20 protein-coding genes are annotated in these 25,411 nt (G+C 64.1%); 7 read left to right on the top strand and 13 right to left on the bottom strand.

The genetic code is table 11. The annotated features are described in order from the left end of the window. Nucleotides 1-15 precede the first annotated feature (15 nt). Nucleotides 16-1,302, bottom strand: coding sequence for an ABC transporter substrate-binding protein (locus BMY91_RS00385; RefSeq protein ID WP_090816774.1), 1,287 nt, complete (start codon nucleotides 1,300-1,302; stop codon nucleotides 16-18). Between the two features lie 218 nt (nucleotides 1,303-1,520). Here BMY91_RS00385 and BMY91_RS00380 point away from each other — a divergent pair, with 218 nt between their 5' ends. Next, complete coding sequence (locus tag BMY91_RS00380) at nucleotides 1,521-3,539, top strand: beta-galactosidase (protein WP_090816771.1); 2,019 nt, start codon at nucleotides 1,521-1,523, stop codon at nucleotides 3,537-3,539. Nucleotides 3,540-3,627: 88 nt separating this feature from the next. Here the strand turns inward: BMY91_RS00380 and BMY91_RS00375 are convergent, their stop codons facing one another. The 3 genes from BMY91_RS00375 to BMY91_RS00365 all read right to left on the bottom strand — a co-directional run bounded on the left by BMY91_RS00375 (nucleotide 3,628) and on the right by BMY91_RS00365 (nucleotide 7,057). Beyond that, on the bottom strand, nucleotides 3,628-5,004 hold the full coding sequence (locus BMY91_RS00375; RefSeq protein WP_090816769.1) for an ABC transporter substrate-binding protein: 1,377 nt from the start codon (nucleotides 5,002-5,004) through the stop codon (nucleotides 3,628-3,630). A 186-nt stretch (nucleotides 5,005-5,190) separates the two neighbouring features. Further along, nucleotides 5,191-6,120 carry a carbohydrate ABC transporter permease gene (locus BMY91_RS00370; protein WP_090816765.1) on the bottom strand — a complete coding sequence of 310 codons (930 nt, stop codon included), beginning with the start codon at nucleotides 6,118-6,120 and terminating at the stop codon, nucleotides 5,191-5,193. Beyond that, nucleotides 6,113-7,057, bottom strand: coding sequence for a carbohydrate ABC transporter permease (locus BMY91_RS00365; RefSeq protein WP_090816762.1), 945 nt, complete (start codon nucleotides 7,055-7,057; stop codon nucleotides 6,113-6,115). Before BMY91_RS00365 ends, BMY91_RS00370 begins: the two co-directional genes overlap by 8 nt. 374 nt (nucleotides 7,058-7,431) lie before the next feature. On the opposite strand from BMY91_RS00365, the gene BMY91_RS00360 reads away from it, so the two are divergent. The 3 genes from BMY91_RS00360 to BMY91_RS00350 are packed head-to-tail and all read left to right on the top strand — an operon-like array spanning nucleotide 7,432 to nucleotide 11,857. Then, nucleotides 7,432-8,661: a dienelactone hydrolase family protein gene (locus tag BMY91_RS00360; RefSeq protein ID WP_177179815.1), complete on the top strand. Its 1,230-nt coding sequence runs from the start codon at nucleotides 7,432-7,434 to the stop codon at nucleotides 8,659-8,661. After that, nucleotides 8,658-10,706, top strand: a complete 2,049-nt coding sequence (locus BMY91_RS00355; protein ID WP_090816759.1) for a DUF6807 family protein — start codon at nucleotides 8,658-8,660, stop codon at nucleotides 10,704-10,706. The genes BMY91_RS00360 and BMY91_RS00355 overlap by 4 nt, the downstream gene beginning before the upstream one ends. Next, complete coding sequence (locus BMY91_RS00350; RefSeq protein ID WP_256212495.1) at nucleotides 10,703-11,857, top strand: M24 family metallopeptidase; 1,155 nt, start codon at nucleotides 10,703-10,705, stop codon at nucleotides 11,855-11,857. The genes BMY91_RS00355 and BMY91_RS00350 overlap by 4 nt, the downstream gene beginning before the upstream one ends. 75 nt (nucleotides 11,858-11,932) lie before the next feature. Here the strand turns inward: BMY91_RS00350 and BMY91_RS00345 are convergent, their stop codons facing one another. Genes BMY91_RS00345 through BMY91_RS00325 form a run of 5 tightly spaced genes read right to left on the bottom strand, consistent with a single transcriptional unit; the run spans nucleotide 11,933 to nucleotide 17,868 of the window. After that, nucleotides 11,933-13,384, bottom strand: coding sequence for an aldehyde dehydrogenase (NADP(+)) (locus BMY91_RS00345; RefSeq protein WP_090816757.1), 1,452 nt, complete (start codon nucleotides 13,382-13,384; stop codon nucleotides 11,933-11,935). Further along, nucleotides 13,365-14,513, bottom strand: coding sequence for a mandelate racemase/muconate lactonizing enzyme family protein (locus tag BMY91_RS00340; RefSeq protein ID WP_090816754.1), 1,149 nt, complete (start codon nucleotides 14,511-14,513; stop codon nucleotides 13,365-13,367). Before BMY91_RS00340 ends, BMY91_RS00345 begins: the two co-directional genes overlap by 20 nt. After that, nucleotides 14,513-15,418, bottom strand: a complete 906-nt coding sequence (locus BMY91_RS00335) for a 5-dehydro-4-deoxyglucarate dehydratase (RefSeq protein WP_090816751.1) — start codon at nucleotides 15,416-15,418, stop codon at nucleotides 14,513-14,515. The genes BMY91_RS00340 and BMY91_RS00335 overlap by 1 nt, the downstream gene beginning before the upstream one ends. Continuing rightward, entirely contained in the window at nucleotides 15,415-16,425 is a 1,011-nt protein-coding gene (locus BMY91_RS00330; RefSeq protein ID WP_090816749.1) for an NAD-dependent epimerase/dehydratase family protein, read from the bottom strand. Before BMY91_RS00330 ends, BMY91_RS00335 begins: the two co-directional genes overlap by 4 nt. A 30-nt stretch (nucleotides 16,426-16,455) precedes the next feature. Further along, complete coding sequence (locus BMY91_RS00325) at nucleotides 16,456-17,868, bottom strand: Gfo/Idh/MocA family protein (protein ID WP_090819000.1); 1,413 nt, start codon at nucleotides 17,866-17,868, stop codon at nucleotides 16,456-16,458. 189 nt (nucleotides 17,869-18,057) lie between these two features. Between BMY91_RS00325 and BMY91_RS00320 the strand changes: the two genes are divergently transcribed. Next, nucleotides 18,058-19,086: a LacI family DNA-binding transcriptional regulator gene (locus tag BMY91_RS00320; RefSeq protein WP_090816747.1), complete on the top strand. Its 1,029-nt coding sequence runs from the start codon at nucleotides 18,058-18,060 to the stop codon at nucleotides 19,084-19,086. Between the two features lie 72 nt (nucleotides 19,087-19,158). Here BMY91_RS00320 and BMY91_RS00315 read toward each other — a convergent pair whose 3' ends face one another. Then, nucleotides 19,159-19,857 carry a FadR/GntR family transcriptional regulator gene (locus BMY91_RS00315; protein ID WP_090816744.1) on the bottom strand — a complete coding sequence of 233 codons (699 nt, stop codon included), beginning with the start codon at nucleotides 19,855-19,857 and terminating at the stop codon, nucleotides 19,159-19,161. A gap of 90 nt (nucleotides 19,858-19,947) precedes the next feature. Here BMY91_RS00315 and BMY91_RS00310 point away from each other — a divergent pair, with 90 nt between their 5' ends. After that, nucleotides 19,948-21,294: an alpha-hydroxy acid oxidase gene (locus BMY91_RS00310; RefSeq protein ID WP_090816741.1), complete on the top strand. Its 1,347-nt coding sequence runs from the start codon at nucleotides 19,948-19,950 to the stop codon at nucleotides 21,292-21,294. Nucleotides 21,295-21,373: 79 nt separating this feature from the next. Here the strand turns inward: BMY91_RS00310 and gdhA are convergent, their stop codons facing one another. Both gdhA and BMY91_RS00300 read right to left on the bottom strand, forming a co-directional pair. Beyond that, entirely contained in the window at nucleotides 21,374-22,711 is a 1,338-nt protein-coding gene (gdhA, locus tag BMY91_RS00305) for an NADP-specific glutamate dehydrogenase (protein ID WP_090816738.1), read from the bottom strand. 207 nt (nucleotides 22,712-22,918) lie between these two features. Further along, the gene (locus BMY91_RS00300; RefSeq protein WP_090818996.1) at nucleotides 22,919-23,473 is read right to left on the bottom strand and encodes an ArsR/SmtB family transcription factor; all 555 of its coding nucleotides are present in this window, start codon (nucleotides 23,471-23,473) and stop codon (nucleotides 22,919-22,921) included. Between the two features lie 156 nt (nucleotides 23,474-23,629). Between BMY91_RS00300 and BMY91_RS00295 the strand changes: the two genes are divergently transcribed. Continuing rightward, nucleotides 23,630-24,106 carry a hypothetical protein gene (locus BMY91_RS00295; RefSeq protein ID WP_090816735.1) on the top strand — a complete coding sequence of 159 codons (477 nt, stop codon included), beginning with the start codon at nucleotides 23,630-23,632 and terminating at the stop codon, nucleotides 24,104-24,106. 17 nt (nucleotides 24,107-24,123) lie between these two features. On the opposite strand, the gene BMY91_RS00290 is transcribed toward BMY91_RS00295, so the two are convergent. Next, nucleotides 24,124-25,350, bottom strand: a complete 1,227-nt coding sequence (locus BMY91_RS00290; protein WP_090816732.1) for an acetoin utilization protein AcuC — start codon at nucleotides 25,348-25,350, stop codon at nucleotides 24,124-24,126. Between the last annotated feature and the right edge of the window lie 61 nt (nucleotides 25,351-25,411).

Here is a 25,411-nt window from a genome sequence, read left to right as displayed (position 1 = left end):
GACACGAGGGTCTGCTTAGGCGTTCTGCTTGATGAGGTCTTCGGCTTCCTTGAACCACACGTCAATCGCGCCGTCCACGGTCAGCTTTCCGTAGTTCAGGTCCTGGGTGACGCGCTTGAACGTGGACTCCAGCGTGCCGAACCCAACGATGGGCGGCTCCGGGGCGTCCTTGAGGTACTTCTCAATGGACTTCTCATAATCGACCACGAGCTTGTCCGTGCCTTCGAACGTGGTGCCATCGCGCTGGGTCTTCGACGCCGGGACACCGCGGGAGGTCTTGAAGATCTGACCCACCTCGGGATCGTTGACCATGAAGTCGATGAAGCGGGCAGCAGCATCCTTGTACTTGGTCTTGGCGCTGGCCACCATGAGCATGGAGGGCTTGAGGAACAGGCCCAGGTTGTCAGGATCGTCCGAGGGAACCGGGACGAGCTTGAGTTCCTTGGCGCCGGAGTCCGCAAGGTAGCCTGCCATGAAGTTGTCCCAGGTGACTTCCGTGGCCGTGACGTTGGAGCCGAACGGGGACTTGGGCAGCAACTGGGTGGCCTTGTCTTCGCCCACAATCGCGCCGGTGCCGCGCAGGTCCGCGGTGAGGTTCCACCACTTCTTCAGGTCATCCTTGGAGAAGCCAAGCTTGCCTTCATCGGTGAAGGCCTGGATGTTGTTCTGGCGCAGCCAAATGTTGAAGTTCCACCAAATACCGGTGTAGTCGGTGCCGCCGAACAGGGTGCCGTTACCCTTCTGGCCAACCTCGGTCAGGAAAGCGTTGAACTCTTTGTAGTTCCAGCTGCCGTCCGGCTCGGCGATGCCCAGGGCCGCGAGCTTGGCGGGGTCGTAATAGACAGCGAACGCGTTGGTGCTGGTGGGGATGCCGTAGGTCTTGCCGCGGATCTGGCCCGAGGGAAGGAGGGATTTCTCGAAGGCGTCAGTGTTGACCTTCACGGTGCCAAGATCCAGGAGCTGGTTCCGCTGGCCGTAATCGCGGAGGTAGGACAGGTCCCACTGCATGACATCCGGCAGGCCGCCGCCTGCAGCTTCGGTAGCGCGCTTCTGCCAGTACCCAGCGAAGTCGGAGAAGTTGCCGTTGACCTTGATGTCCGGGTTCTTGGACTCAAACAGGGCAATGGCTTTACGGGTGCGCTCGGCGCGGTCGTCGTTGCCCCACCAGGTGTAGGTAATGGTGACGGGATTGTCCGCGGAACCGGTCTGGGCCGGCGACGAGGATTGGCCACAAGCGGAGAGGAACGCGGCCGATGCAGTGCCGAGAGCCACCGTGGTGAGGAATTTCCTTCTATCGATCATGAGAGCCTCCTTGCTCAGTTGGTGCAAGCTTGGTGAGTTCTCTACAACGTGGCAGTGATCTCGCTTACACTCGTTCTGAATCGATACAATATCCCTAAACCGGAATCTGGGCAAGCGTTTTCCAAAGAACTGCTTCCCGATGGTTTTTCATCGATACGCTGCACTCATGCCTTCAGTACCATCCGCACCAGTCCGGCCAACCTGACGAAGGAGTCCCCTTGACCTCCACCGAAATCCCACGCAGTCGATCTGTCTGGAACAGCATCGACGGCCTCGCTTACGGCGGCGACTACAACCCTGAACAATGGCCCGAAGACATCCGGCTCGAGGACATCGAACTCATGAAGGAAGCCGGGGTCAACTTCCTGAGCGTCGGCATCTTCTCCTGGGGCCTCCTGGAACCCACTGAGGGAAACTACGATTTCGGCTGGCTGGACGATGTCATGGACAACCTGCACGAGGCCGGGATCAAGGTGGCGCTGGCGACCGCCACGGCCTCTCCCCCTGCCTGGCTGGCCCGCAAATACCCGGAAATCCTGCCCGTCACAGCGGAAGGAACCAGACTTGAGCGGGGCTCACGACGCCACTACACGCCGTCGTCCTCTGTCTACCGCCGTTACGCCACCACCATGACGCGCGTCATCGCCGAACGGTACAAGGACCACCCGGCCCTGGCTCTTTGGCACGTGGACAACGAACTCGGCTGCCACGTTGGCGAGTTCCACGGAGAAGAAGACGCCGCCGCGTTCCGCGCATGGCTTGAACGCCGATACGGCTCCATCGAGGCACTCAATGAGTCCTGGGGAACGGCGTTCTGGTCCCAGCACTACGCATCGTTTGACGAGATCATCCCGCCAGGGGCGGCGCCCACCACCCTCAACCCCGGGCAACAACTGGACTTCGCCCGGTTCAACTCCTGGGCCTTCATCGACTACTACCGCGAGCTGCTGGCCGTGATCCGCGAAGTCACCCCTGGCATCCCGGCGACCACCAACTTCATGGTCTCTAGCGCCACCAAGACCCTGGACTACTTTGACTGGTCCAAGGACATGGACGTCATCGCCAACGACCATTACCTGGTGGCGGCGGACCCTGAACGCGGGATCGAGCTCGCCTTCAGCGCCGACCTCACCCGTGGCGTGGCGGGCGGAGAACCCTGGATCCTCATGGAACATTCGACGTCGGCGGTCAACTGGCAGCCGCACAACCAGCCCAAGATGCCCGGCGAAATGCTCCGCAACTCACTGACGCACGTGGCCCGCGGCGCCGATGCTGTGATGTTCTTCCAGTGGCGGCAAAGCAAGGCCGGCTCGGAGAAGTTCCACTCGGCCATGGTTCCCCACGGCGGCCGCGACACCCAGGTGTGGCGCAATGTGGTGGACCTCGGCGAGGCCTTGTCCGCGCTGGAAACCGTCAAGGGATCGAAGGTGGAATCCCGCGTTGCGATCGTGTTCGACTACGAGGCCTGGTGGGCCTCGGAACTGGATTCGCACCCGCATAATTCGCTGAAATACCTCGACACCATGCGGGCCTTCCACCGTTCACTGTACAAGCGCGGGATCACCGCGGACTTCGTCCACCCGTCCTCGGATTTGTCCGGTTATGACCTCATCCTGGTCTGCACCCTTTACGCCGTCACAGACGCGGCCGCCGCGTCAATCGCATCGGCCGCCCAAGGTGGCGCAACGGTTCTGATCAGCTACTTCAGCGGCATTGTTGACGAGCAGGACCACGTTCGCTTGGGCGGATATCCCGGAGCCTTCCGCGATTTGCTGGGTGTTCGCAGCGAGGAATTCCACCCGCTGTTCCCCGGCACCTCGGTAACGTTGAGCGATGGAACCGTGGGATCGGTGTGGAGCGAACACGTTTCCGCGGCAGAATCCACCGAAGTCCTGGCACGCTTTACCGATTACCCCCTGGACGGCGTCCCGGCACTGACCCGGCGCAGCGTCGGCGCGGGTTCGGCCTGGTACCTGGCCACCCTTCCGGATGCGGCCGGCATCGAGGCCCTGACCGCGCGGCTGGTGGAAGAAGCGCAGCTGATGGCCGTGACTGAGGCGAGTGACGGCGTCGAACTCACGCGGCGGCGCGCGGAGGACGGACGCACCTTCCTGTTCGCCATCAACCACAGCCGGGAGGACGCCACGGTGAAGGCCGACGGCGCCGAGCTTCTGAGCGGTGCACGTTTCACCGGGGTGGTACCCGCCGGAGCCGTGGCCGTCATCGCCGAAGGCTGACCCAAGCCACGGAGAGCACACGCAAAAAAACCGCGCCCCGGGTGATCCTGAAGGACCAACCCGGGGCGCGGTTCCCGTTACTGAAAAACTAACTGATCGCGGACTTCATTTCGTCTACGGCCTTCTTGCCCGCTTCCTCCGTGGAGAGCCTGTTGAACAGGACCTCGGAGGTGTAGCGCTTCACGATTTCCTGGATGGCACCGGCGCCCTTCGGCGGGGCTGCCGGGGCGTCGCCAAGCTCGCTCTTGATCTGGTCAATGAAGTCCACCACCTTCACGTCAGCCTTGGCGAGCTTGGGAGCGATGGCTTCACGGACCTCGGAGTTCGGGTAGACGCCGCGGTCTGCCAGGAGTGCCTCGCCGGCCTTGACGTTGTTGGTGAGGAAGTTGATGAACTTGGCAGTCTCTTCAGGGTGCTTGGTGCGCGAAGAAGCAGACCAGAACTGGGAGGCCTTGTACCAAAGCTTCGCGTCAGCAGCCTTGCCCGTCTTGGAGGGGAAGCGGAGGATCTGAAGTTCGCCGCCGGCAGCCTTTTCCAGGGCAGGGAGCTGGTTGGACCACCAGAAGGCCAGGCCGTTCTTGCCCGTAGCCAAGCCACTCTGGTCCAGCGGTGCTGCCTCGGCTTCAACAACCTCGGATGCGGACGGGACTGCCTTCTTCTCGCTCAGTTCCTTCAGGAAGCTCCACCACTCGGCGATGTCCGATGGCTCGAAGCCCAGCTTGCCGTCCTCGGTGTAGAGGGACTTGCCATTCTGGCGCAGCCACACTCCGAGGGATGCTTCATCGGTTCCGTAGGCGGCGGCGCCGTACGTACCCTTAGGCGACTTGGCAGTGACCTCGGCGGAGATGCGCTCAAAGTCTTCCCAGGTCCAGGTCTTGTCGTCGGGCAGGGCCACGCCAGCTGCCTGGAAGACGGCCGGGTTGGCCAGGATAGTGGCGGCGTTGATGCCTGCCGCGATGCCCGTCAGGCCCTTCTCGCCCTTGCCTGCGTCGAGGGCTGCCTCATCCAATTTGGAGGTATCAACGTCGTACTTGGAGAGGTCCAGGAGAGCGCCGCGCGTGGAGTACTCGGTGATGTACTTTTCGTCCATCTGGATGATGTCCGGGGCATCGTTGGCGGCAACCTGGGTGGCCAGCTTGTCCCAGTAGCCGCTCCAGTCGCCATACTCGGGCTTGATCTTGATGTTGGGGTTCTCGGCTTCGAACGCCGCGATGGCCGCTTGGGTTACCTGGGCCCGCTTGTCGCCACCCCACCAGGCGAAGCGAAGCTCCACCTTGCCATCGGCGCTCTTTGCGTCGGATCCTCCGCCGCCACCGCAGGCGGTGAGTGCGAGGACTGCGGCAGCTGTAGCGGCGATGAGGGCTGACGCCCGGAGCTTGCGCGTGGAGCGCTTGGCCTTGGAGCCCGGGGCGCCTGCCGTTGTTGGTGCGGGGGCGACTGCTTCACCCTTTGGATTTACCGGCACTGATGTCTCCGATCTTCATTGATCTTGATGCGATATGAGAAAGCGTTTTCTTACTGATCATTATGGTACAAGTCACATTCTTGTATGACAAGATGCCAACTTGTACTACTTCTTGGACATGCCCGACGGCGGCGCTCACCGAAAAGGGGGCGGCAGGCGCCGCCCCCTTCTGGCGGAACGGCCGGCTTACTTGATGCCCGTGGTGGCGATGCCCTTGATGAGGAATCGCTGGCCGAACAGGAACACCAGGAAGACGGGGAGCAAGGACACGATGGACATGGCGAAGAGCGATCCCCAGCTCGTGGCGGACTGCGAGTCAACAAAGGCCCGCAGGGCTACCGGCACCGTGAACATGTCCGGATCCGTCAGGTAGATAAGTGCACCGAAGAAGTCGTTCCATGTCCAGATGAACGTGAAGATGGTGGTGGTGGCCAAGGCCGGGACCATCAGGGGCAGGATGACGCGGAGGAAGATCCTGGGGTGGCCGGCGCCGTCGATGCGGGCTGCTTCGTCGAGGTCCTTGGGGATACCGCGGATGAATTGGACCATGAGGAACACGAAGAACGCATCCGTGGCCAGGAGCTTGGGCACGATGAGCGGCCAGAAGGTGTTCACCCAGCCGATCTGCGAGAACAGGATGTACTGCGGCACGATCACCACATGGAAGGGGAGCATGATGGTCAACAGCATGATGCCGAAGAACAGCTTCTTGCCGCTGAACTGCAGGCGGGCGAAGGCGTACGCGGCCATGGAGCAGGAAACCAGGTTGCCGACAATGGAGCCCAGGACCACAATCGCTGAGTTGATCATGTAATGGCCGAACGGGTGCGTCAGCGCTGACCAGCCATCGGTGTAGTTGCTCATTTCCAGGTTCTCCAGCCAGAGGCCGGGTTCGCGGAAGATGAGGTCGTTGGGGCGGAGTGAGGAAACCACCATCCACAGCAGCGGGTAGATCATCACGCCACCAACAAGGATCAGGATGGCGTGCTTGATCAGGCCTTTGATGCGGGCGCTGCGGCTGAAGGCCAGGTTTCCCCGGGACTCACGGCGGCGCGGGCTCTTGCCGGACTTGGCGTCGGACGAGGTAGCGGCGGGGAGGGTCTGGAGTTTAGTCATCGTAGAACACCCAATACTTTGAAGCGATGAAGTTGATGGCAGTGAAGACACCGATGATGACCAGCAGGAACCAGGCCATCGCCGAGGCGTAGCCCATGTCGAACTGGCCGAAGCCCTTTTGGTACAGGTACAGGGTGAAGAACATGGTGGAGTCGGACGGGCCGCCATTGCCGCCGGAGACGATGAACGCCTGGGTGAACGACTGGAACGAGCCAATGATCTGCAGCACCAGGTTGAAGAAGATGATGGGGCTCAGCATCGGCAGCGTGATCCGCCAGAACTGCTGAAGGGTGGTTGCACCATCCACCTTGGCCGCCTCGTAGTACATCACCGGGATTTGGCGCAGGCCTGCCAGGAAGATGATCATGGGGCTGCCGAAAGTCCAGACGTGCAGCAGGATGATGGAGCCCAGGGCAGTGTTGGGGTCAGAAATCCATCCCGGTCCCTCGATGCCCACCATCGCCAGGACCTGGTTCACCAGGCCTGTGGTGCCGAAGATCTGCTTCCACAGGATGGCAACAGCAACGGAGCCACCCAGCAGGGAGGGCAAGTAGAAGATGGAGCGGTAGAACGGAAGGCCGCGCAGCCCCTTGTCCAGGACCAGCGCAATCACCAGGGCCACGGCCAACTGGAGCGGAACACCCACCAGAACGTAGGTGAAGGTGACGCGGAGCGAGTTGTGGAGGCGGGCATCGCCGAACATCCGGACAAAGTTGTCCAGGCCAACCCACTCCGGCGGCTGCAGGAGGTTGTAGTCCGTGAAGGACAGGTACAAGGACATCAGCATGGGGCCCACGGTGATGACGGCCAGGCCCAGCAGCCAGGGAAGAAGGAAGACGTAGGCGGCCTTGTTGTCGCGGCCGTTGGCCTTCTTCTCTTCCTTGGTCATGGGGCCCTTGCGGCGGGTCATCGTAGAGAGTTCGCCAATTGCGCTCATTGCTTCCCCCTCGCCGGAGCGCGAACGCCTTGCGGCGTCCCCGTGTGTGTAACAGCGGCCATGTGGTCTCCTTTGGTCATCGTGGCCATCCACGGAGTTCGAGTCTGGTTGGTGCTTGCCGTCCGGGGCGCCGCCGTTCTTCTGGCGCTTCCCCGTGAAAGGCCGGGATTCGGGTCCCGGCTTTCAGCGGCTCCGTACCAAAGTAAACGTTTTCTTGACCCATGTACAGCCTTTTGCTAATTTTTGAGAAAGCGTTTTCTTGCGAAGCCGCCCACATCGATTTCCCCACGCTGAAGAAGCCCGGCGTGAGCTAACGCACACCCTCCCGCATCGATAAGGCAGGACACTATTGTTTCCCACCCACCCCACCTGCCATGACCGCGGCTGACGTGGCAGAAAGCCCCGCCCGCCCCAGTGCGCTGGGCGGCTATGAAGACTGGCCCGGCTACGCGGCACACCGCCACGTCGCTGATTCCCCGGGCGCCCAGCAGCTGGCCGACACACTGGGGGTTCCCTCCGTAACAACAGACCTTGGATACACGGTCCATTCAGAATCAAGGCACGACGACGTCATCACCTCCCGCCTTTCATGGCAGGTGGGATTCGGCCCAAGGACGTCCGCATGGTTCGTGCGGCCGGCCGGCGCCACGGGACCTCTCCCCGGGCTGCTTGCATTGCACTGCCACGGTGGCATCAAGGCTTACGGCGCGGAGCGGCTCGTCGCGGCGCCGCCCGGGGTGGATAACCACGACGACGGCTCCCGTCCGGATGGATTGAGCCTCACGGACGGCTTGGGCACTGTGCCGCTTGAAATGCGCGCCAAGCTCTACGGCGGCCGGGCACTGGCTACCTGGTTGGCCCAACAGGGATTCGCCGTCCTGGCGCATGACACCTTCATGTGGGGCAGCCGCCGCTTCCAGCTCGATCCCCTGCCCTTGCGGACGGCCACATCCGTCAATGGCCAGCGGGCAATCTGGCGGGAGGCCGGCGTCGAACCTTCCCCGGCGGAACTGTACGACGCAGCGGCCGGCGCCCACGAGGATACTGTGGCGAAAGCAGCAGCGTTGCTGGGAACCACCGTTGCGGGGACTGTTGCACACGACGATCTCGCCGCGCTGCACGTCCTCGGATCGCTGCCAGGGCTGGACCCGGAGCGGATCGGTTGCCTCGGATTCTCCGGCGGTGGCGGCAGGGCCATGGTGCTCGCTGCCCTGAGTCCCATGATCCGGGGCTACGTGGTGACCTGCATGATGACTACCTTCGCATCGTTGCTGCCCGCGTATGTGGACGCGCACTCCTGGTTGCTGCACTCCCCTGGCCTGGCACGGCTGGGGGATTGGCCGGATCTGGCCGTCCGGTCCAGCGCGCAAGTACTGGTCCAGTACGCCCTTGACGATCAGCTTTTCCCGGAACAGGGAATGCGCGATGCCCACGCCTATCTGTCGAGGCAGCTGCCACGCGAGCGCTATACCGGCAGCTTCTGGCAGCAACCACACGTTTTCACCCCGGCCATGCAGGAACAGGCTGCCACCTTCCTGACCGCAGCCCTGCAACCCCGGCACCCCAGTTCGCCTACACCTGAGCCAGCTAGGACAGACTCATGACTCAACCCCTCACCTCCACGGCAGTGGAACACCCCGTACGCCTCCCCCGCATCGCGCTGGTGGGCGTGCACGGCTTCGGCGAACGGCATCTGGAGAACCTGGATCGGCTCTCGGCCGAGGGTGCCCTGGAGCTGGTGGCCGTCGCCGATCCGCGGCCTCCTGCCGAGGGCACACTTGGGCCCCAGGTCCAGGTGTTTGCTTCCCTCGATGATCTGCTGGATGCCGGGACCGCACCAGACGTCGTTATCGTCTCCACACCCATCCAAACCCATGCTCCCCTTGCCCTCGCAGCCCTCAAAGCCGGCGCCAACGTGTATCTGGAAAAGCCACCGGTGGCATCGATGGCGCAGTATGAGGAGGTCATGGCGGCCGCAGAAAGCGCTGGCCGCCTGGTGCAAATTGGGTTTCAGAGCCTTGGTTCCGATGCTCTCCCCGCCATCGAAGCACTGGTGGCGTCCGGCGGGATCGGCGAGGTCCGGGGCATCAGTGCCACAGGTCTGTGGCTTCGCACCAAAGGGTATTTCAAGCGGTCCCGGTGGGCCGGAAAACGGAACCTGAACGGCACCGATGTGGTGGACGGGGTGGCAACCAACGCGCTGGCGCACGCGGTTGCTACCGGGCTTCGGCTGGCCGGTGCAAGGACCGTGGCGGACGTCGAATCCGTGGACACCGACCTTTACCGGGCCAACGATACCGAGAGTGACGACACCTCCGTGGTACGGGTGCGGACCACGGACGGCACAGTCCTGACCTGCGCCCTGACGCTCTGCGCACCCGTCCAGTCCGCACCGGCAGTCACTATCTACGGCACGCTTGGCCAGCTCACCCTCTCCTACACGGAGGACCGTGTGGAGATCACCACTCCGGAGGGTGTCCGTACCCAGGCATTTGGGCGGAAAGACCTCCTGGAGAACCTCTTGGCAGCGCGCGGCGAGGAGGATCTCCTCAGCCCGCTCAGCGGCGCCGGCGCCTACGTGGCCGTCCTTGAAGCCATCCGGACAGCGGACGCGCCACAGCCCATCCACCCGGATTTCATCACGTGGGAGGGAGTCGGCGACGACGCCCACCCCGTGGTCCACGGCATCCAAACCCTGATCCAACGGGCAGCCCTGGGCCAAGCGACGTTCGCGGAACTGGGAGCCCCATGGACTGCGTCCAGCGGGCCAACCCTCAAGGTCAACGGCACCACCGTCGCTACCCTCCAGGATGGGTCCGGCGTCCGGGCAACGTCGTCCCCACGCCCCTACCTCCACCCCATACGAACCCTGGCCGGCACGGTGGTCACTGACCACGTCCCGGAGGACCACGTGTGGCACCTCGGAGCAGGCGTCGCCCTCCAGGACGTGGACGGCATCAACTTTTGGGGTGGCCGGACTTACACCCGCGACGCCGGGGCCTACGTTTGGCGTCAAGACCACGGCCATATTGCCATCGAATCCGCAGAGCACTCGTCCGGGCGCAGGCGCGAACAGCTGAGCTGGATCGGTCCTGACGGATCACCTGTGCTCCGCGAACAACGCGAGTGGCGCTGGGCCGGCGTCGGAAATTCAGCGTGGAAGCTGATGCTGGACTTCACGTTGGAGTCCGCCACCGGGCGCACCGTGCTGTTGGGCAGCCCCGGCTCCAACGGACGGCCTCAGGGTGGTTACGGCGGCTTCTTCTGGCGGCTGCCAAAAGTAGCAGATGCCACCATCTGGACTCCGGACGCGCGTGGCGAGGACGCCGTGCACGGCAGCGTGGCGCCCTGGCTGGCGTGGTCGGGAACGTTCGACGCCGGTACTTCCGGCGCAGCGCACGTCACCGGCGACGGTGGGCTGGGCCACCCGGCAACACTCGTCTTTCTTGCTTCACCGCAGGCCCCGGACCCTTGGTTCGTGCGGCATGCCGGCTATCCCGGCGTCGGATTGTCGTTGGCCTGGGATGCCCCGGTGCCCGCCGAACCGGGACGCCCTGTCCACAGGTCGGTCACTGTGCTCGTCACGGATGGCTTCCTGGCAACACAAGACATTGAACAGCTCATCACTACTTTGGGGGACCAGGCATGACCACACCCACTCAATCCACTCCCGCCCTGGCGGCAAACAGTGCAGTCACCGCACGCACGGCACTCACCGCCATCACTGCACTCACGGCACCGGGCAACGCCGCCGACCGTGCAGTGAAGCGCCGCCGGGTCCTGGACATCCTCGACGAGGCTGGACGCGATTCGCTTCTCCTCACGTCCAACACGGCGCTCACGTGGTACCTGGATGGCAGCCGTGTCCACATCAGCCTGGCCGGCGACCCCATCGCTGCCCTCCTGGTGGACCGCACGGGGGACCACCTGGTCACGTTCAACAACGAGGCCGGGCGGATTGCCGCCGAGGAACTGCCGGAAGGCGTCAGCCTGGACACCGTGCCGTGGCACGGCCAGCTGCATGCTGCGGCGGCTGGTCTGGCGATCGACGGTGACCCGCTGGTGGAAGCCGCAGTCAGCTCGGAACTGCGGGCCGCCCGCCAGCAACTCCTGCCCGCGGAAGCAGCCCGCTATGCCGCCCTGTCAGTCGACGCAGCCGCCGCCATGACGGATGTTCTCACGGCTGTGACGCCGGAGACCACCGAGTTCCAGTTGGTATCGGACCTGGCCGCCAGGATTGTTGCTGTGGGTGCCGAACCGCTCGTCCTGCTCTGCAATGGTGCTGACCGCAGCGACTTCCGGCATCCTTTGGCCACCCACTCCCCCATCGGCCGGCGCGCCATGGCGGTTGTGTGCGCGCGCCGGAACGGTCTGGTAGCCAATGTGACCCGTTGGGTGGCTTTCGACGCCGGCTCTCCCCAGGAGCTCGACGCCGAGGCCCGCATCGCTGCGGTTGAGGCCGACATCTTCCGGGCCACGGTCCCGGGCGCCAAGCTGAACGAGGTCTTCACGGCGATCAAGTCGGCCTACGCGAGGCACGGATTCGGGGACGATCAGTGGACGCTCCACCACCAAGGCGGACCTGCAGGTTACGCAGGCCGCGATCCCCGGGTGACGGCCGAGGTCACGGACACCATTGTCCTCAACCAGCCCTTCACCTGGAACCCGTCCGGTCCTGGCGTAAAGATCGAGTACACGGTTCTGCTCACGGATTCCGGTGTGCGCGTCCTGACCGTGGACGAACGCTGGCCCACCACGGACGTTGACGGCCGCCGTCGTCCGCTGACACTGCGCCCGTAACCGCGGCAAGCAAACACGAAAGGGGCGGGGTCACCATCACGGTGACCCCGCCCCTTTCGTCTGCGACAGCCGGCGTTAGCCGAGCGTCAGCACGCCGTCCACACGCCGCGGGATGCCCAGCGGGTTGGCGTCGTGCAATGCCGGATGCAGCACACTTTCCGGGGCATCCTGGTAGGCCACCGGGCGTTGGAAGCGGCGTACCGCAGTGGCGCCAACGGAGGTGAACAGCGAGGTGGTGGCCGGGTAGGGGCCACCGTGCTGCTGGGCCCAGTTCACGGCGACACCCGTGGGCCAGCCATCGAACAGGACCCGGCCGGCCAAGGTGCTGAGCTGCTCCACCAACGCCGCAACATCTTCCCCGGGCTGCGCGTGGACCGTCCCAGTGAGGCTGCCTGGAACCTTTGCGAGGGCAGCGGAGAGTTCCTCCTGGTTGGCGTACTCGATGAGCAGCGTGGTGGGGCCGAAGCACTCCTCCAACAGCTCATCGGGACGTTCCAGCACGTTGGCCGCACTGGTGGAGAACACCACGGGAGCGGCACCATCTGCCAGGCTGTCCTGCTGCACAGTGCCGCTGATGACGGCGACGCCCGGCTGGTCCGCGACGTGGCGCAGTCCGTCCGGGTAGGCCTCAGCGATTCGCTCGGTGAGCATGGCGGCCGTGGGCTTGTCCTTGCTCGCCTCAGCGAGGTGCGACGCGAAGTCCGTCCCCACCGGGATGAAGACCAACCCGGGCTTGGTGCAGAACTGGCCCGCACCCTGCGTGAAGGACCCTGCCAGGCCGGCAGCGAGCTGCTGTCCACGCTCGGCCAAGGCATCTGCCGTGATGACCACCGGGTTGAGGCTTCCCAGCTCGCCGTAGAACGGAATCGGTTCCGGGCGGGAGGACGCCAGATCGAACAGTGCGCGGCCGCCCGGGATGGAGCCAGTGAAACCCACCGCCTTGATGGCAGGATCCTGGACCAGTGCCGTGCCGGCCTCGCGTCCGCTGACCAACGCAAAGATCCCGTCAGGGGCTCCTGCCTTGGCCAGAGCTTCGATGACGATCTCAGCGGTCCGCTCGGAGAGGCGGAGGTGACCCGAGTGCGCCTTGACGATCACCGGGCAGCCGACGGCCAACGCGGACGCGGTGTCGCCGCCGGCCACGGAGAAAGCGAACGGGAAGTTCGACGCCGAGAACACGGCTACCGGGCCGATTGGACGCAGGATGCGGCGAAGGTCGGGCTTCGGCGGAGTAGCCGAGGGGTCAGCGTGATCAATCACGGCTTCGAGGTAGGAGCCCTCAGTGATGACATTGGCGAAAAGCCGCAGCTGCCCACTGGTCCTCGCAACCTCGCCGGTGAGCCGGGCAGTGCCAAGGCTGGTTTCCGAGTCCGCGATTGCCACCAGCTCAGTGACGTTGGCGTCCAGGGCATCGGCGACGGCGGTCAGCCACGCGGCGCGCTCGGCGTCGGAAGCTGCTGCGGCTGCTTTCGCCGCTGCAGTAGCTGCCGCTGTGACGGCGGTCAGGTCAAGAGTTGCTGTACTCAATGCGGTTTCCTTTACTCTCATGGGCGGAGTTCCCTGGTGCAGCCGTCTCTGATGTGTGCGGCTGCCCGTTGAAGCCGAAGCCAAGCCCGGGAAGGCCTGACGAGGTGAGCCTGCTGTTGTGGATACTTACCGGGGAAGGTCCGGCCAGAATGCCGAGCTGCTGGAACGATGCATCCTCAACGTCTTCAACACTCACGGTTTCGGCCAGGGTGAGGGCCAGCTGTCCGGAGAGCTCCGGAAGCAGGTGCGGCGCCACCCTGATGCTGTTGGCGCGGGCCAGCTCAACAATCCTGCGGAACGGGGTGATGCCGCCTACCCGGACGATGTTGGGCTGGATGATGTCCACGGCTTCAGCTTCGATGAAGTCGCGGAAGCGGTAGATCGTGTGGACGTTCTCGCCCAGTGCTATAGGGATGGGCGAGTGCTTGCGCAGGCGCCGGTAGGCCCAGAGGTCGTCGGCGCGGATCGGTTCTTCCAACCACTCCAGTCCGTACTCTCCCAACATATCCACGGCACGGAACGTATGGGCAAGGTCCCATCGCTGGTTGGCGTCGATCATGAGCAGCCGGTCCGGGCCGATCACCTGGCGCACGGCGGCAACGCGTTCGGCGTCCTCCCGCAGCTCAGGTTTACCCACCTTGATCTTCACAGCGTTGTGCCCTGCGGCAACCCATCGCTGGGCTTGCTCCACCAACTGCTCCAGGGTGTAGTGCAGGTTGACGCCGGAGCCGTACACTTCCACGGATTCCTGGCGTTGACCCAGGAGTCCCGTGACGGACGTGCCCGCCTGGCTCGCCTTCAAGTCCCAAAGCGCAAGGTCAACACCAGCCATGGCGATGGTGGTCAGTCCTCCCCCGCCGGCCTCGTGCAGCCGCTTCCAGAGCTGGTCCCACACGATCTCCGGATTCGCCTCGAGTCCCAGGATGAACGGTGCGATGTCGTGGTCCAGCAAGGCTTTGACGGCTTGGGGGCCAATGGTGGGCGTCCACGAGAAACCGTGGCCGGTGCCGCCGTCGTCCGTGGTCAGTTCCGTGACGATCACATGGTTCTCAGGCGCCTCCGCACCCCAGCTGCGCAACAGCGGCACCGTGATCAGCCGGGTGGTGAGGCCCGTAATGCGGGCGGGCATCAGCTGCCGGCCAGCTCGTGGCCCTTGGCCAGGATGGACTTGAGCTCCAGCAGTTGTTCCTCGTTGGGGTCAACCAGCGGCGGACGGACCGGGCCCACAGGCAATCCGGCGAGCCGAAGACCTGCCTTGATGAGGGAGACACCGAAACCAGGAGTCTGGTCACGGAGACGAACCAGCGGCGCGTAGAAACCTTCAAGCAGGGCGTGGCGGCGCTCTTCGTCGCCGGACATGTACGCGTCGTAGTACGCCTTGGCGATTTCCGGAGCCATGGCGAACGCGGCAGAGGAGTACAGCGGGATGCCCAGGCCACGGTATGCACCCTGGGTCAGTTCGGCCGTCAGCAGGCCGTTGAACAGGGCGAAGTCGGTGCGTCCGCTGGCGTTGATGGCCGACACGATTTCCTGGGCCAGGCCGACGTCTCCGATTCCGTCCTTGAAGCCCACCACCTTCGGGTTGGCCGTGAGGCGGGTGATGGCGTCGGCCGTGAACTTGGCGGTACCGCGGTGGTACACGATCACGGGCAGGCTGCTCGCAGCAGCAATGGCCTCGACGTAGGCCACTACGCCGTCAGTTGGACCGGTAACCAGGTAGGGCGGGAGCACCAGGAGGGCATCCGCACCGGCTTCCTCGGCTACCTTGGCAGCGGCAATGGCGTGACCAAGCGGTCCGCCTGCACCGGAGACCACCGGAACAGCTCCGGCAACAGCCTCGACGGCGGCGGTCACCACAGTGCGGATCTCCTCCAGGGAGAGCGCATGGAACTCACCGGTGCCGCAGGCGGGGAACACGCCACCCGGGCCAAACGGCAGTCGGGAGGTGATGTGCTCCTTCAAGAGCGCCACATCTACGCTGCCGTCTTCGGCGAAGGGCGTGACGGGGAAGAACAGTACGCCGTCAAAGTTCATGGTGTCTCCTTGGTTGCTCCCGCCGGGACCAGGCCGGCGTGGATCTCGTCATTGAGTGCTGCTTGGGTGTTTGCTGCTTGTTCCGAGGCCGTGTCAGGCCCTTCGTAAGCGGGGGTAAGCTCGGTGCGCCACGTGCGCTTCGGCTCCCAGCCGAGGAGCTCACGGGCTTTGTCGATGGAGAATGCCGGGCTGGTGCCGGTCAGATGTTCGGTCAACGGACCGCTGCCTGGCAGGAAGCGCGGGAAGAGTTCTGCCAGCGGTGCCGTGGCCAAAGCATCCTTCGCTCCAACGAAGAACACCTCGCCATTGGGGATCGAGTCCATCTTGTTCAGGAGCACGTCCAGGAAATCGGCCACGTCCCGGGCGTCCACATAATTGAACTGGGCCGGAGCGGACAGGGCGGGATCATCCAGGCGTTCGCGGACCGTATGTCCCTGCTGCGTCAGTGCACCTTCCCATTCTTCCGGGGAGATGACGTAACACGGGCGGAATGCCGCGTACCTGATCTTCTCGCCCTGCGCGGCTGCGAACATCTGCACCGTCTGTTCGGCGATCAACTTGGACAGCGCATAGGCGTTCCACGGCTTGGGCGGCGTCTGCTCATCCAAAGGGAACGACGGCGGCAGCCACCCGGCCGGTGAGCCATAGCCCAGGGCGGTGGGGCTGCTTGCCGTCACGATCTTGAGTACGCCTGCGTCGGTGGCCGCACTGACCACTGCGTAGGCGAGCCGGGTGTTCGTGCTGAAGATGACGTCCTCGGGTGCGCTGAAAGGTACGGCAATAGCAGCGAGGTGGATGACGGCGTCGGGCGCTGTTTCCCGGATGAGCCGCTCCGCTTCCCCCGGCGCCAGCAGATCTGCGGTGTATTGCTCGGCTCCGGCCGGCAATTGCTCTGCCGGGATGGCATCCCGGTCAACCGAAATCACCGCGTGGCCGGCCTCCGCGAGGCCCGCCACGACGCTGCGGCCCAGTCGGCCGGAACCGCCGGTGACGAATATCCTGCTCATGGTCTTTTCCTTGCGTGGTTGGTGAACCGGTCAGGCCTGGCCGCGGCTGAGATCAGCGCCGAGGCCAAGTTCACTGATGCGGACGGGCAGGTCTGAGTCGAGGGATTGGTTGCCGGCGATGCCCACAGACACAGACCGGAGTCCATCGATGTAGCCGGACGGGCGGCCCAGCGGGTCGATGCCGGGGCCATTGAAGAGGTCCGAGAGCAGCAGGTTGTCGCCGCCACCGTGGCCACCTTCGCCGTTGATGATCGGGACCTCGTAGGCAGCTTCCCAGTGACGCTGGACAACAAGGCGTTCCCCGTTGCGGCGCACTGCGTCTTCTTCCTCGATGGGCGTCGCGCTCGGGTCAACCACTGTCTTCTTGTCGGTGCTGGATTCGACGGCGGCGCGCTCCACCACTTCGAGTTCAGCCCGGCCTTCGGTGCCGTTGACGGTGACGCGGTAGCCTTCCCACGGGCTGTGGGCGTTCAGGGAGTAGCTCAGAGTCGGTCCACCCTGGTAGTCCACCACCAGAGCGAGGTTGTCCTCGATGGTGATGCCCTCGGTGAAAACGTCCTGATCACGGATGTAACCGTCGAACTTCTCGTTGTCGTAGTACAGGGCCTTCAAACGCTCGTCCTCACGCATGTCCAGGCGGAACGGATCGTGTTCGAGGCCATCCACGGTGCCGCGCTCCGGACGGGCACCCAAGCCGCGCTCTGCAGCGTTCTTATCGCCGTAGAAGCGAAGGCCACCGGAGGCAAACACGCGCTCCGGAACATCGTTGATCCACCAGTTGACCAGGTCGAAGTGGTGCGAAGCCTTGTGGATGAGCAGGCCACCGGAGTTCTTCTTTTCGCGGTGCCAGCGGCGGAAGTAGTCGGCGCCGTGCACGGTATCCAGCACCCAGCTGAAGTCGATGGACGTGACCTTTCCGATCACGCCATTCTGGATGACTTCCTTGAGCGCGCTGTTGCGCGGCGAGTATCGGTAGTTGAACGTCACCACCACGTTCCGGCCGGTTGTGGCTACGGCTTCGGTGATGCGGCGGCAGCCCTCAACGTCGATGGTGAGAGGCTTTTCAACCACGACGTCGGCACCCGCCTCAAGCGCCTCTACGATGTAGTCCGCGTGGGTGTAGTCGGGCGTCGTGACGATGACCCGCTCGATCCCATTGGACTGGATGAAGCTGGTGAGTTGGTCCGGCTCGAAGGATGCCACGGGCTCCGTTCCGCCCAGTTCCTTGATGAGTTCCTGGTAAAAATCCACACGTCCCTGATTGACGTCGGACAGGGCGATCAGTTCAGCGACGTCCGCGTGCTGCCCGTAAATTGCCCGGATGTACATCTCTGAGCGGCCGCCGGTTCCAATGAGGGCTATTCGGGTCCGCTGGGGGCCTTCGGTCCGGGCTGCGTGTGCGGCAGATGCGGTCTGGGTCTCGGCTGAGTCGACGTTGACCATGTTGGCCATGGGAGATGCCCCTTTCAAAAGGCAGGAGTGAACCGCTTGACGGCCCGGCTTCGTGTGGGAAGAATCATGAGAAAGCGTTTTCTCAGAGCGTTATAAGCTTTGTATCAAGACTCTGGTGGTCACGTCAACCACTGCTCCAACGACGGAGCATCCGGGAGGCGAGCAATGGGAAGGGGCCGCATGGCACGCAGGAACACCAACAGGCGCGTTGGGATAGCCGACGTCGCGGAGAAAGCAGGCGTCTCGCACGCCACCGTATCCCGCGTCATGAACGGTAACGCCGCCGTGGATCCCGGGATCGCCGCACGCGTCCGGGCAGCCGCACTGGAACTTAAGTACCAACCCAACCCCGTGGGCCGTAGCCTTGCCCTGGGCAAGACAGACACCATTGGAATCGTGGTACCGGACCTGGCCAACCCCACCTTCCAGGCGATCCTCCGCGGGCTGAGCATCGCCGCCGCCCAGGACGGGTACCGCGTCCTCATTGCCGACTCCTCCGAAGTCACCAGCGAAGAAGCAATCCTGGCCGGCGAGGCCAGGAGGCGCTGCGACGGCGTGGTCCTTTGTGCGCCCCGCATGGGCGACGCCGAGCTCGAGGAACTGGCACCAACCCTGCATCCGCTGGTGCTCATCAACCGCACCACCATCGCCACCAACACTCCCAGCCTGAGCGTGGATTACGGGCAGGGCATCCAGGAGCTGGCCCACCATCTGGTATCGCTGGGGCACCGCCGCCTGGCTTTCCTCTCCGGCCCCGAGCACAGTGCCTCCAACCGCCAGCGCCTTGTCGGATTGGACCAGTTCCGGGCGGAACACCCTGAGATAGAGCTGCAGATGCTCCACGGCGGCTCCAACTTCGACTCCGGCCACGAATCCACCGAGGCCATCATCGCCAGTGGGGCTACAGGAATCCTGGCGTTCAACGACCTCGTTGCCATGGGCCTGCTCAGCGGCCTGCACGAGCGCGGGGTACGCGTGCCGGAGGACATCTCAGTGACCGGGTTCGACGACATCCCGTTCGCCAAATACACAACTCCCCCACTGACCACCGCGGCCGTGCCCATCAACGAGTTGGGAAGCCTGGCATGGCGGAGGATGCGCGAACAGATTCAGCAGGCCGGGGAGGCCACCACCCAGGCACAGGACGAATTCTCTCCCCGCGTGGAGATCCGCAAGAGCACGGCAGCCCCTGCCCTCTCCCCCGTGTAAACCAGCGATGCGGGGTGGTGACTGAGGGCCCATCCTGAAGATCATCTTGGGACCTCAGGACCCCGCGTTGCTCTACGGCAGGGGTGGCTGGGAGCCCACTCCGGCCTCTTTGTAGAAGCCTTGAATGTGGGCAGCAACAAGCTCAGCCGCCTTGCCGCCGTCGTTGTTGTTCACAGCGGTGAGAATGGCGCGGTGCTCGGCCCGGAGCCGGGCACAGGTTGCTTCCCAGTCGGGCAGATTCCCCGTCAGCTCGCCTGCGTAATTCTCGATTGCGCCCCTGAGCGAGGCCATCATGGCGCTGACCACCGAGTTGCCCGCGGCCTGCGCGAGCGCCACATGGAACCGGGCATCGAGGGCCAGGAAAGTGTCGATGTCCAGGGCCGCGTCCATCTGATCCAGCAACGCGGCAGCCTCCTCCAGCTCCGGCACACCCACGCGGGCCCGCTCGGCCGCCCACGATTCGAGCAGGACGCGGGTCTCCACAATGTCCGCCACCGGAAGATGCCGGGTGGCCACATGCAGCCGGAGGGTTGAACCCAGCGCAGACCCCGGCTCGGCGATGACCACTGTCCCCGCATCCTTCCCCGAGCCCACCCCGGCGCGGACTACTCCCATTGCCTCAAGAATCCTGACGGCTTCGCGCACGGATGTCCGGGAGACCTGCAATTGCTCAGCCATGGCACGCTCCCCCGGCAAGCGGCCACCCAGTGCGAGGTCTCCGTCAGACAACTGCTTCTCGATCCACTGCAGGACCAACTCGTGCGTACGCATACCGGAATACTAGTTGATGTGGTCCAACCACATGGATTACAGTGTGGTTAGACCACAGAGGCAGGACCACAGATTTCAAGGGAGAACCGCATGACCGACACCCTCGACCCCAAACTCACGGCCGCGCCCGCCAATGCCGGCAACGACCACAACGTGACGCGCCCCGAACAGCCGGCTCCCGCCGTCGGGCAGCGATCTGCCCTCCAGCCCCCGGCCCTCAAGCGCCGCGTTCCCAAGGTTTCCGATCTGGCGCCCCTGATGCAGTTCAAGAAGCCCGAATTCAGCAAGGCCGCCCGCCTGAAGCGGGCCAGCACCATCTGGGAACTGCGCGATATCGCCAAGCGCCGCACCCCGCAGGCACCCTTCGATTACACCGACGGCGCGGCCGAAGAAGAGATCACGCTGCGCCGGGCACGCCAGGCCTTCCAGGACATCGAATTCCGCCCGGGCATCCTGCGCGATGTTTCCACGATCGATCTCCGCACGGACATCCTCGGCAAGGAATCACGCCTGCCGTTTGGGATAGCACCCACTGGCTTCACCCGCATGATGCAGTCTGAAGGCGAGTACGCCGGCTCCCAGGCCGCAGAAGCCGCAGGCATTCCGTACACCCTTTCCACCATGGGCACAGCATCCATCGAGGACGTGGCAACCGCTGCTCCGAACGGCCGCAACTGGTTCCAGCTGTACCTGTGGACGGACCGCGACCGCTCGCTGGAACTCATCGAACGCGCCGCAAAAGCCGGCAACGATACCCTCATGGTCACCGTGGACACGGCAGTAGCCGGTGCGCGCCTGCGCGATGTGCGCAACGGCATGACCATCCCGCCGGCACTGACCCTGAAGACTGTGCTGGACGCGTCATACCGCCCGGCCTGGTGGTTCAACTTCCTCACGCACGAGCCCCTCACGTTCGCGTCGCTCTCGCGCTACACCGGCACCGTGGCGGACCTCATCAACTCGATGTTCGACCCCACCCTGACCTATCAGGACCTCGATTGGCTGCGGGAAACCTGGAAGGGCAAGCTGGTGGTCAAGGGCATCCAGACCGTCGAGGACGCCCGCAAGGTGGTGGATCACGGCGCCGACGGCATCATCCTGTCCAACCATGGCGGCCGCCAACTGGACCGCGCACCCATTCCGTTCCACCTGCTGCCGGAAGTTACTACGGCACTCAAGGCGGACAACAGCGACGCCGCCGTCATGCTGGACACGGGCATCATGAGCGGCGCCGACATTGTGGCAGCCCTTGCCCTGGGCGCCGACTTCGCACTGATCGGCCGCGCCTACCTCTACGGCCTGATGGCCGGCGGACGCGAGGGTGTGGACCGCACCATCCAGATCCTGGAGAAGGACATGACCCGGACCATGGCACTCCTCGGTGTGAGCAAGGTGGCGGACCTCAACCCGGATCACGTGCGGCTGCTCCAGCGCTAAAACAACCATGCAGGTAGCAGCAGAGGCCGTTGTGAAAGCTCGCAACGGCCTCTGCTGCTACCTCGCTGGTTTAAGGGTGCTAGATGAGGCCCTGGGCCAGCATCGCATCAGCTACCTTGACGAAGCCGCCAATGTTGGCGCCCACCACGTAGTTTCCGGGTGCGCCGTATTCCTCAGCCGTGGCTGCACAGCGATCGTGAATGCCCACCATGATCTCGGTGAGGCGCTGTTCGGTGTGCTCGAAGGACCATGAGTCCCGGCTGGCGTTCTGCTGCATCTCCAACGCGGAAGTAGCAACACCGCCCGCGTTCGCAGCCTTTCCCGGACCGAACAAAATCCCGGCTTCCTGGAACACGGACACGGCTGATCTCGTGGAGGGCATGTTGGCGCCTTCGGCCACGGCAATGAGGCCGTTGCTGACCAACTTGGCAGCGGCATCGCCGTCGAGTTCGTTCTGCGTGGCGCAGGGCAGCGCGACGGTGCCATTGACATCCCACACAGAACCTCCGGAGACGTGGCTGGCTCCGGAACGGCGGGCCGCATATTCAGTCAGGCGTGCGCGTTCCACTTCCTTGACTTGGCTCAACAGCCCGACGTCGATTCCCGCCTCATCCACGACGTAACCGGCGGAGTCGGAACAAGCCACCACGGTGGCGCCGAGGGACTGCGCCTTGGCGATGGCATGGATCGCAACATTGCCCGAGCCGGACACCACCACGCGCTGGCCATCGAACGACTGGCCCCGGGTCTTGAGCATCTCCTGGGCGAAGATCACCGTGCCGTAGCCGGTGGCCTCCGGCCGCACCAACGAGCCGCCCCACGAGATTCCCTTGCCCGTGAGGACCCCGGATTCGTAGCGGTTGGTGATGCGCTTGTACTGGCCGAAGAGGTAGCCGATTTCGCGGCCGCCAACGCCGATGTCTCCTGCGGGGACGTCCGTGTACTCGCCGATGTGGCGGTACAGCTCGGTCATGAAGGACTGGCAGAAACGCATGATTTCCGCGTCGGAACGTCCACGGGGGTCAAAGTCCGAGCCACCTTTGCCGCCACCGATCGGCATGCCGGTGAGGGCGTTCTTGAAGATCTGCTCAAAGCCCAGGAACTTGACGATGCCCAGGTACACGGACGGATGGAAGCGGAGCCCGCCCTTGTAGGGGCCCAACGCGGAGTTGAACTCCACCCGGAAGCCACGGTTGACGTGGACTCGTCCGGCGTCGTCGGTCCACGGGACGCGGAAGATGATCTGGCGCTCGGGTTCGCAGAGGCGCTCCAGGACTGCGCCCTCAAGGAACTCAGGGTGACGGTCATGAACGGGACCAAGGCTTTCGAAGACCTCAGTGACGGCCTGGTGGAATTCCTTCTCCCCCGGGTTACGCGCCAACACGGTGTCGCGGACAGCTTCGAGCCTTGAATCCATGCGTGTTCCTATCCTCAGTGCGCCGACCCGCGGCGAGACGATTAGTCCCGCTCATGGTTGCACCGAGGGACATAGGATCTCCATCCGGAGCCAATGTGACCCTTCCAGCGGAGTTAACACAACTGTAGAAAATCGTTGAAAACTCAAGGAAAGGCAAGGTTAACAAAAACTCACAATGTGAGGAGGATCACGTTAGCTTGGGGCTCGCTACCGTTTACGCCCGAACTTGGGGAGGTTTGGCAGGTTGGGAAGGTTCGCCAGGAGATCAGCAGCCTTGGTTGCGGCCCTGCCCACAGTGCGGCCAATCTGCTGCGGAACGGTGTCGTCCGACGAGAGGTCCACGGATACGGGCGTTTCGCTTGCGTGGACCTTGACGGCCTGGCTGATGGCGTCGGCGCGGGTAGGCACCTCGGGCGCACGGTCAGCGGCAACCGGCGCAACGGCAGGTACCTCAGCAGATGGCACACCAGCGGAAGGCGCGACGACGGTTGGCGCCGCGGGTCCGACGTCGAACGTTTCCAGCCAACTCGCGACGCCGGCGAGAGGCTTGGGATTGAGCGCGTAGAAGCGCTTTTGGCCCTGTGCGCGCATGCTGACCAGATCAGCCTCGCGGAGCACCTTAAGATGCTTGGAGATTGTGGGCTGGCTTGCAGCCAGTTCTTCCACCAATTCGCCTACTGCTTTATCCCCAGAGCGGAGGGAAACCAGGATGTCGCGCCTGGTTGCCTCAGCTATGACGGCAAATACGTCGTCAGTCACCATGCCTCCCACCCTAGCGACATATACGCCAAATGGCATCCCTGTTTCCTGCCGCGACAGCGTGCACTCGTTGACCCTGCAGGGGGCCGGTGCTACAACGGAGTCACGGTCCGTCCGGGCTCCCAGGCCCCGGCCGCCAAAAGCACGGAGTGCAGGGCTATGACTGACTTCTTCCGTCGGCATATTTTCAACATCATTGCCGCAGTCTTCCTGGCATTGTTCGTCCTGGTGTGGACCACCGTTCTGCTGCGCGTCGGGACGTGGGTGCCCACCGGCGTCGCGGTGGCACCTGAACTCAACGGCGCGTTGGTGACCGCAGCGGGAGTTCTCGCCACCTCGTTGAGTTCACTCACGGCGTCGGCCCTGGGCTTCACCATTGCCGAAGTCAAACGGGACAATGCCGAAGCCGGGAACGGCGGCCCCCTGGTGAACCCGGCAGCTGTTGCCAACCGGTTATCCGGCCGGGTGATCTTCGCCATCATGGTCTACATGACCATGGGCATGCTGGTCCTGGTGTTGTGGCTGTTCAAGGGCCAGGCGTCCACGGACCTCATTGGGGCGTTCGCATTGTCGCTGCTGGGTTGGCTGGTAGGGGCGGCGGGCGTCGTCTTCCAAACGGAGCGGACCACGCCCTGAGCAACCGGGGACTGCCGTCAGTCGAACCAGGGATCCAGTCCGTACAGCGGGAAGATCTCCTTGCGCGTTGCAATAACGGTACGGTCCACCTCGTCCGCAGGATCGTAGCCGACCTCCCACGAACGCCACCACACGTCTACGTCGTCGCCCATCGACTCCGGTGCCCACACGCCATACGTTTCCTTCACGTACGTCCGCCACGCTTCCGGAACAGGCGTGCGCAGCGGCACCGGGCGTTGAGTCACCATTCCGATCAAGTGGCTCCACGCCCGGGGAACCACGCCAGTGACGTCGTAACCACCACCCCCGGTGGCGATCCAGCGGTTGTCGCAGTAGCGGGCGGCCAGGCTTGCGACGGCGGAAGCTGCCTCACGCTGTCCGTCAACGCTGAGGTTGAGGTGCGTCAGGGGATCATCACGATGGGAATCGCAACCGTGCTGGCTGACAATCACTTCGGGCTGGAAAGCGCCCACGAGTTGCGGGACCACGGCGTGGAAGGCCCGCAGCCACGCCGCGTCACCTGTAAAGGCGGGAAGCGCAACGTTGACGGCAGTGCCCGGAGCGTCGGGGCCACCGGTTTCGTTGGCGAAGCCCGTCCCGGGGAACAGCGTGAGTCCTGTCTCGTGCAGGCTGATGGTCATGACCCTGGGATCGTTCCAGAAGATGCTCTGCGTCCCGTCGCCGTGATGCGCATCCACGTCGATGCTGACGATCCGCTGCACACCGCCGTCGAGCAGTCTTTGGATGGCCATGGCGACGTCGTTGTACACGCAAAAGCCGCTGGCACGCTCCCGAGCAGCGTGGTGCATGCCGCCGCTGAAGTTCACGGCGCGGACTGCCCGGCCGGACAGGATGGTGTCGGCCGCCAGCAGCGAACCACCGGCAAGGCGGGCACTGGCCTCATGCATGCCGGCAAACGCAGGATCGTCCTCAGTGCCCAGCCCACGGTCTTCTTCCGGATTGCCGGGGTCCTGGCTGACGCGGCGGACGGCCTCTACGTACCCGGCGCTGTGCACCGAAAGAAGTTCGACGTCGGTTGCCAGCCTGGGTGCCTCCACGGCCACATGCTGGTGCCCGAACAGCCCCAGGGACTCCGCCAGGCGCGCCGTCAGTTCCAGCCGTTGCGGGGCCATAGGGTGGCCCGGACCAAAGTTATAGGCAGTCATGGCTGGATCCCACACCACCGTCGTTGGCAGTGCGGACCGCGTAATGCTGGAAGCTGTTGTCCCAAGCCTGGAGTTCATCCAGAACAGGCTACCTGAGGCTGGACGGCGCTACCGCCCGGTTACGCCGCAGGAATAGTGG

This window comes from Arthrobacter sp. yr096 (assembly GCF_900108925.1).
Lineage (GTDB): Bacteria > Actinomycetota > Actinomycetes > Actinomycetales > Micrococcaceae > Arthrobacter.
This window is presented reverse-complemented; position numbering and strand designations above follow the sequence as displayed.